Genomic DNA, 6,321 nt, shown 5'->3' with positions numbered 1-6,321 from the left:
TAATAGATAAAAATTACAGACTGTTATTGGGGTCAAATCTCCATATTCCTTATTATATAAGGCTTTCAGGCTTGTTCTCAATTCTCTCATGAATAATGCAGGTTAATAATGAAAAGTATAGCAGTCGCCAAGGCTATTAGGACATTTTTCTGTTGCCTGTTGCCTGTTGCCTGTTGCCTTAAAATACAATTTATGTGTCCTAACTAACCTGTCTATTGCTATACAATAAATTTTCTTGAGTTTTATTGTGCCATTAAAAAAGCGTTTAGAAACCTCTAAACGCTTTTCTTGACAAAAACAAAGCCAAAACTTACAAAGCATTAGCACCAGCAACTACTTCCATTAACTGTTGAGTAATGGCGGCTTGACGGGCTTTATTGTATGATAAAGTTAAAGTACCAATTAATTGACCTGCATTATCACTAGCATTGCTCATAGCGGTCATTCTCGCAGCTAACTCACTGGCTGCTGACTCTTGTAACGCTCTGAGTAACTGGTTATTAATATACAAGGGCAACAAAGCATCTAAAATTTGGACAGGATCTTGTTCAAAAATCATGTCTTGAGGAAAACTACTCGTGGTTTGAGCAACTTTTTCTCTTTCAACCCCTAATTTTCCTTCACGACTAATGAGACGGAAAATTTCGTCGTCTTCTGTTTCTAACCCCTGCAAGGTTAAAGGGGCTAAGGTTTGCACCACGGGACGAGAACTAATTAAAGAGACGAAACGAGTATAAATTAACTCTACCCGATCCACTTTTTCCGATAAAAACAAAGATAGTAATTCATCGGCGATCGTGGCTGCTTCATCGGCGGTAGGTATTTGGTTTAACCCAGTATACTTGTTCTCGATGGGGGTTTCCCGACGGCCAAAATATTGACTGGCTTTGCGGCCTACCGTAATTAAACGACAATCGATACCTTGTGCTTGTAACTCTTTAACCCGTTGTTCAGTACGACGGATGACATAACTATTGTAACCGCCACATAAACCCCGATCGCCAGAAACAACGACAATCGCAACGGTTTTTACTTCTCTTTGTTGTAGCAAAGGTAAGCTAACATCCCCGGTTTTTAAACGGTTGAGTAAGTTAAAAAGGACGTTCGCTAAAGAGTCAGCAAAGGGACGAGTTGAGATAACTTGTTCTTGGGCCCGACGTACTTTAGCTGCGGCCACTAACCGCATGGCTTCAGTAATTTTTTTTGTATTCTTGACCGACTGAATGCGATCGCGAATGGCTTTTAGGTTAGGCATAATGTGAGAGTGATTTTTGATTAATAATTAGCTTATATGCCTGAGTCAGTGATCCATGATAGAACCACTGACACAATAACTCGACATTATTAAGCACCAAAGGCTTGCTTGTATTCTGTAATCGCTTCTTTGAGCAAGCTTTCTGCTTCATCGGTGAGTTTTTTCTCACTCTTGATGATTTCAGGATATTTGGGCTTACTGGTAGCGATATATTCCCTTAAACCAGCCGCGAATTCGGTGGCTTGATCCACAGGAACTTCATCAATATAACCGTTGAGTCCGGCGTAAGAGATAGCTACCTGTTCCCAAACCGCTAAAGGAGAGTTTTCAGGTTGTTTGAGGATTTGACGTAACCGTTGACCCCGTGCTAACTGTGCTTGGGTAGCTGCGTCTAAGTCGGAAGCAAACTGAGAGAAAGCTTCTAGTTCAGCAAACTGAGCCAGTTCTAATTTTAATTTCCCTGCCACCTGTTTCATGGCTTTGGTTTGCGCAGCAGAACCCACCCGACTTACAGAAACACCTGCATTAATAGCGGGACGGAAACCAGCGTTAAACAAGTCACTGGATAAGAAAATTTGTCCGTCGGTGATAGAAATAACGTTGGTGGGAATGTACGCAGATACGTCACCTGCTTGGGTTTCGATCACAGGTAAAGCCGTCATACTACCAGCACCGAGAGCATCACTCAGTTTAGCTGCCCGTTCTAATAAACGAGAGTGGATGTAGAAAACGTCTCCAGGATAAGCTTCACGTCCGGGGGGACGTTTCAGTAACAAGGATAATTGACGGTAAGCTTGAGCTTGTTTGGATAAATCATCGTAGATCACCAAAGTAGCCTTACCGTTATACATGAAGTATTCTGCTAAGGTTGCACCGGTATAAGGAGCAAGATACTGTAAAGTAGCAGGGTCGTTAGCGTTAGCAGCAACCACAATGGTGTAGTCCATTGCGCCTTTTTCTTCTAAGGTTCCGATTACCTGAGCTACAGTAGAAGCTTTTTGACCGATGGCAACATAAACACAGATTACATCTTCTGTTTTCTGGTTAATGATGGTATCGATCGCGATCGCTGTTTTTCCTGTCTTACGGTCACCAATAATTAACTCCCGTTGTCCTCTACCGATGGGAATCATAGCATCGATAGCAGTGATCCCTGTTTGCATGGGTTCACACACAGATTTCCGAGCGATAATACCAGGGGCAGAGGATTCGATTAAACGGGTTTCGGTGGTGGCAATATCACCCTTACCATCGATGGGACGACCGAGGGAGTCTACCACCCGACCAACCATAGCTTCCCCAACAGGAACCTGAGCAATTTTGCCGGTGGCTTTAACGGTACTTCCTTCTTGAATATCTAAACCGGTTCCCATCAATACAGCCCCAACGTTATCTTCTTCTAAGTTGAGGGCAATACCAACGGTTCCGTCTTCAAAGTCTAATAATTCACCCGCCATGCACTGTTCTAAGCCATAAATACGGGCGGTTCCGTCCCCAACTTGGAGAACGGTTCCCACATTAGAAACTTGAACGCTTTGGTCGTAGGACTCGATTTGTTGGCGAATAATGCTGCTGATTTCGTCAGGTCTGATACTAACCATAGTGGGATTTGTTTCGCAATTGAATAAATAACAATGGGTTAAGCCGATCAAGCTCCGGCGAGACTGATGCTAATGCGGCGTAGTTGTCCTCGCAAACTGGCATCAAATACTTGGGAGCCGACTTTGATAATGACACCGCCAATTAATTCGGGGTCATTATCGGTTTTCAGTTCTACAGATTCTGCGCCGGTCAAGGTCTTAATTTTCTCGATCACGTCGCGGCGTTGGCCATCGCTCAACTCTGTTGAAGCGGTGACTTCTGCCAGAACCGTATTGGTTAATTTCCGCAGCAAAGCCAAGTATTGTTGACAAATAGCTTCTAGGAAAATAATGCGTCTTTTATCCACCAACAACATGATAAAGTTGCGTAAATACTGATGGATATCGTCTCCTAGTAGCTGATTTAAAACCGCTCGTTTATCCTCATCCTTCATGACAGGAGAGCTAATAAAAGACCGTAAATCCGCAGATTCTTCTAATAGTTCTAATATACTGCGGCAGTCTTCCCCAACGGAGCGGGTAATATCTTGGGATTGTGCCAGGGACATCAGTGCTTGAGCGTAAGGCTCAGCGATTTCTGAACTAAACATTGATCCTTTCACCCTTAACCTCCTAGCTTAGCGATACTGCGATCAATCAGTCGCTGCTGAGCATTGTTATCAACTTGTGCTTTCAGTTGACTTTCTGCTTGAGCAATGGCTTGTTCGGCAATTTGTTTTTTCAATTGCGCCATTACCCGTTCTTGCTCGGAGGAAAGATCAGCAGCGGCGGTTTCTTTGAGACGAGCGATATCTCGTTCCGATTGTGCCTTAATTTCTGCTGTAATTGTTTTCGCTCTTTCTGAGGCAGCTTGAAGAATACCTTCGGCTTGTTTCTTGGCCTGAGCTAAGTTTTCTTGTTCTTTAGCTAAAGCCGCAGCGGCGGTACGTTGTTTTTCTTCAGCCTCTTGGATAGCTTGGGTAATTTGATTACGTCGTTCGCTGAGGATATTGCCCACAACTTTGCGACCGTAAAAGAACAAAACCCCAACTAGAATGGCTAAATTGAGTATGTTACTTTCTAAGAAGTCAAAGTGGAAACTAATCAGGGCTTCCCCTTCAGCTTGACTTTCGGTGGCTAATAATAAAAAAGAATCGATCATACCTGTTATTGAAGTCAACGGACAGCATCGTTATTTGACTAATTCTGGCCCTAAGAGTTTTTCTAGAATTTGACGACTCAAGGTATCAACCTGTTGTTCTAGGGTTTTTAGAGCCTCTTCGCGTTGCTGCTCAATTTCTTGGGCAGCGGCTTCTTTTTTGGCGATGGCCTCTCTTTGCGCCTCAGCTACAGCTTCATTAGCCAGTTGCTTGGCTTCGTTTTGAGCCTGGGCGACAATTTCTTGAGATTGTTTACGAGCGTCGGCCAATTGTTGCTCATACTGAGCCGCAAGTTCTTTGGCCTGAACTAACTCTTTTTGTCCACCGCTTTGTTTTTGGCGGATATAGTCTGCCCTTTCATCTAATACTTTATTCAAGGGCTTGTAAAAAATGGCGTTGAGAATAATCGCCAATAAAACAAATTGCAATGCCATCAAGGGCAAAGTTGCATCAAAATCAAACATGGTTCACCCATCTATGTCTCGGTTGGTTTAACGCTTTTTTTGATGCAGAGACAGCATGGCTGCCGTCTCTACCATTGCTTCGGTTTTAAGCGAAGGGGTTAGCGAATAAAAGAACTAAGGCAATAACCAGACCATAGATGGTTAAGGATTCCATGAACGCTAAGGTTAATAGTAAAGTTCCGCGAATTTTTCCTTCTGCTTCGGGCTGACGCGCGATACCAGATACAGCTTGGCCTGAAGCGTTTCCTTGACCAAGTCCAGGTCCAATGGAACCTAAACCAACAGCTAAAGCAGCAGCGATAACAGAAGCAGCAGCAACGGTGGGATTCATGTTAATTCTTCCTCGATTTTATTGACAGTATAAGTTGCAAGCTAATGATTAGCTTAAACGTTTAGGAGCGAGACGTTTCCCTTTTGGGTGACGAAGTATGGGGTAATCCCAATCGGTAAGGACTTGAGATGTCAGAGAAAAGATTAATTTAATTTTTCTCTCTTGGACTTCTCTGTTATTGTCTTACGTTTTGGTCACTTTTGAACAAGAGATATTGGTCTGTCCCTTGTTTATTCCAAAAGATTTTACTTTTAAGCGTGTTCTTCTTCTTCTTCTTCTGACTCAATGGCCTCATGGATATAAGCACCGGCTAAGGTGGCAAATACTAAGGCTTGGATGGCGCTGGTGAATAATCCTAAGGCCATTAAGGGTAATGGCACAAATAAGGGGACTAAAAATACAAGCACCGCTACCACTAATTCATCGGCCAAAATGTTTCCAAATAGACGGAAACTTAGGGAGAGAGGCTTGGTAAAATCTTCTAGAATTTTGATGGGCAGGAGAACGGGAATAGGCTGGACATAATTGGCAAAGTATCCTAATCCTTTTTTACTCAAACCAGCGTAAAAATAAGCTAGGGAGGTTAATAAGGCTAAGGCTACAGTGGTGTTAATGTCGTTGGTGGGAGCAGCTAATTCTCCTTCGGGAATTTCTATTAGTCTCCAAGGGACCAAAGATCCTGACCAGTTGGAGACGAAAATGAATAAAAATAGGGTCCCGATAAAGGGCAACCAAGGACGATAGTGTTTTTCTCCTAACTGAGTTCTCGCTAAATCTCGCAAAAATTCCAGGACATATTCCATGAAGTTTTGCATTCCACTAGGAACCATTTGAATATTACGGGTTGCTAGTAAGGAGGCGATAATCAGTAAGGCAATTACTACCCAGGAGGCCATAAATACCTGTCCGTGTAGTTTGAGGTTGCCTATCTCCCAATACCAGTGCTTACCCACTTCTAAGGCAGCAAGGGGTAAAGTATCTATAATGCGTAAACCATTTAACATTGTCATTGGGTAGAATATCGAATCTGGTTACGAAATCAAGGTTTAATGCCTACTTTAACTCTAGGTCCATGACACTTTGAATTGTGTAGGCGATTATGGCGACTTTATAAGTCAAAAATCCCAGGAAAACTGGGAGAATGTGCAATTGTTGCCATTGACTGGCGACAATAATCATAGCAGCAAAGATTGCTAATCCTTTGGTGCCTACTTTTTGTTCAGATGTGCCGATTTTTTCTACTTCTCCTGCCAGCAATTTTAAATAAACAATGCCAACACAAGCCCCTAACAGGTAGTTGAGGGCTAAATTGAGACTATAGAAGTTCCAAACAGACACAAAAATAATTGCGGTGAAGACTAAACTGACCAGTAATAGGTTACGTTGCAGACGATAGTAGTCTTGCATCGAATCGGTTTTGGCTGATGTTGCTTCGGCAGTTTGGGATGGGGTATCAGTCAATGGCATACAGTCACAACGAAGGGGCTACAAAACTTTTTATAGCAAACCAGTGGTAATAATATCATGTTGA

Annotated in this window: 8 protein-coding genes; all 8 read right to left on the bottom strand. The window is 42.8% G+C overall.

The window, feature by feature from the left end:
• Positions 1-310 precede the first annotated feature (310 nt).
• The 8 genes from QNJ66_RS22925 to QNJ66_RS22890 all read right to left on the bottom strand — a co-directional run bounded on the left by QNJ66_RS22925 (position 311) and on the right by QNJ66_RS22890 (position 6,257).
• The gene (locus QNJ66_RS22925) at positions 311-1,255 is read right to left on the bottom strand and encodes a F0F1 ATP synthase subunit gamma (protein WP_300510954.1); all 945 of its coding nucleotides are present in this window, start codon (positions 1,253-1,255) and stop codon (positions 311-313) included.
• Positions 1,256-1,344: 89 nt separating this feature from the next.
• A complete protein-coding gene (gene atpA, locus QNJ66_RS22920; RefSeq protein WP_300510953.1) occupies positions 1,345-2,856 on the bottom strand; it encodes a F0F1 ATP synthase subunit alpha in 1,512 nt (503 codons plus the stop codon).
• A 47-nt stretch (positions 2,857-2,903) separates the two neighbouring features.
• Complete coding sequence (atpH, locus tag QNJ66_RS22915) at positions 2,904-3,458, bottom strand: ATP synthase F1 subunit delta (protein ID WP_300510952.1); 555 nt, start codon at positions 3,456-3,458, stop codon at positions 2,904-2,906.
• A gap of 2 nt (positions 3,459-3,460) precedes the next feature.
• Positions 3,461-3,997: a F0F1 ATP synthase subunit B gene (locus QNJ66_RS22910; RefSeq protein ID WP_300510951.1), complete on the bottom strand. Its 537-nt coding sequence runs from the start codon at positions 3,995-3,997 to the stop codon at positions 3,461-3,463.
• A 30-nt stretch (positions 3,998-4,027) separates the two neighbouring features.
• Complete coding sequence (locus QNJ66_RS22905) at positions 4,028-4,459, bottom strand: F0F1 ATP synthase subunit B' (RefSeq protein ID WP_300510950.1); 432 nt, start codon at positions 4,457-4,459, stop codon at positions 4,028-4,030.
• 85 nt (positions 4,460-4,544) lie between these two features.
• Positions 4,545-4,790: an ATP synthase F0 subunit C gene (gene atpE / locus QNJ66_RS22900; RefSeq protein ID WP_007303504.1), complete on the bottom strand. Its 246-nt coding sequence runs from the start codon at positions 4,788-4,790 to the stop codon at positions 4,545-4,547.
• Between the two features lie 251 nt (positions 4,791-5,041).
• Entirely contained in the window at positions 5,042-5,800 is a 759-nt protein-coding gene (gene atpB, locus QNJ66_RS22895; protein ID WP_300510949.1) for a F0F1 ATP synthase subunit A, read from the bottom strand.
• Between the two features lie 43 nt (positions 5,801-5,843).
• Positions 5,844-6,257, bottom strand: coding sequence for an ATP synthase subunit I (locus QNJ66_RS22890; protein ID WP_300510948.1), 414 nt, complete (start codon positions 6,255-6,257; stop codon positions 5,844-5,846).
• Positions 6,258-6,321 lie beyond the last annotated feature (64 nt).

The organism is Crocosphaera sp. (assembly GCF_030064895.1).
Classification (GTDB): Bacteria; Cyanobacteriota; Cyanobacteriia; order Cyanobacteriales; family Microcystaceae; genus Crocosphaera.
This window is presented reverse-complemented; position numbering and strand designations above follow the sequence as displayed.

What these genes read in the sequence shown, in the direction of transcription:
- QNJ66_RS22925 (WP_300510954.1), bottom strand. Translation starts at nt 1,255, where the DNA reads ATGCCTAACCTAAAAGCCATTCGCGATCGCATTCAGTCGGTCAAGAAT.
- atpA (WP_300510953.1), bottom strand. Translation starts at nt 2,856, where the DNA reads ATGGTTAGTATCAGACCTGACGAAATCAGCAGCATTATTCGCCAACAA.
- QNJ66_RS22910 (WP_300510951.1), bottom strand. Translation starts at nt 3,997, where the DNA reads ATGATCGATTCTTTTTTATTATTAGCCACCGAAAGTCAAGCTGAAGGG.
- QNJ66_RS22905 (WP_300510950.1), bottom strand. Translation starts at nt 4,459, where the DNA reads ATGTTTGATTTTGATGCAACTTTGCCCTTGATGGCATTGCAATTTGTT.
- atpE (WP_007303504.1), bottom strand. Translation starts at nt 4,790, where the DNA reads ATGAATCCCACCGTTGCTGCTGCTTCTGTTATCGCTGCTGCTTTAGCT.
- atpB (WP_300510949.1), bottom strand. Translation starts at nt 5,800, where the DNA reads ATGACAATGTTAAATGGTTTACGCATTATAGATACTTTACCCCTTGCT.
- QNJ66_RS22890 (WP_300510948.1), bottom strand. Translation starts at nt 6,257, where the DNA reads ATGCCATTGACTGATACCCCATCCCAAACTGCCGAAGCAACATCAGCC.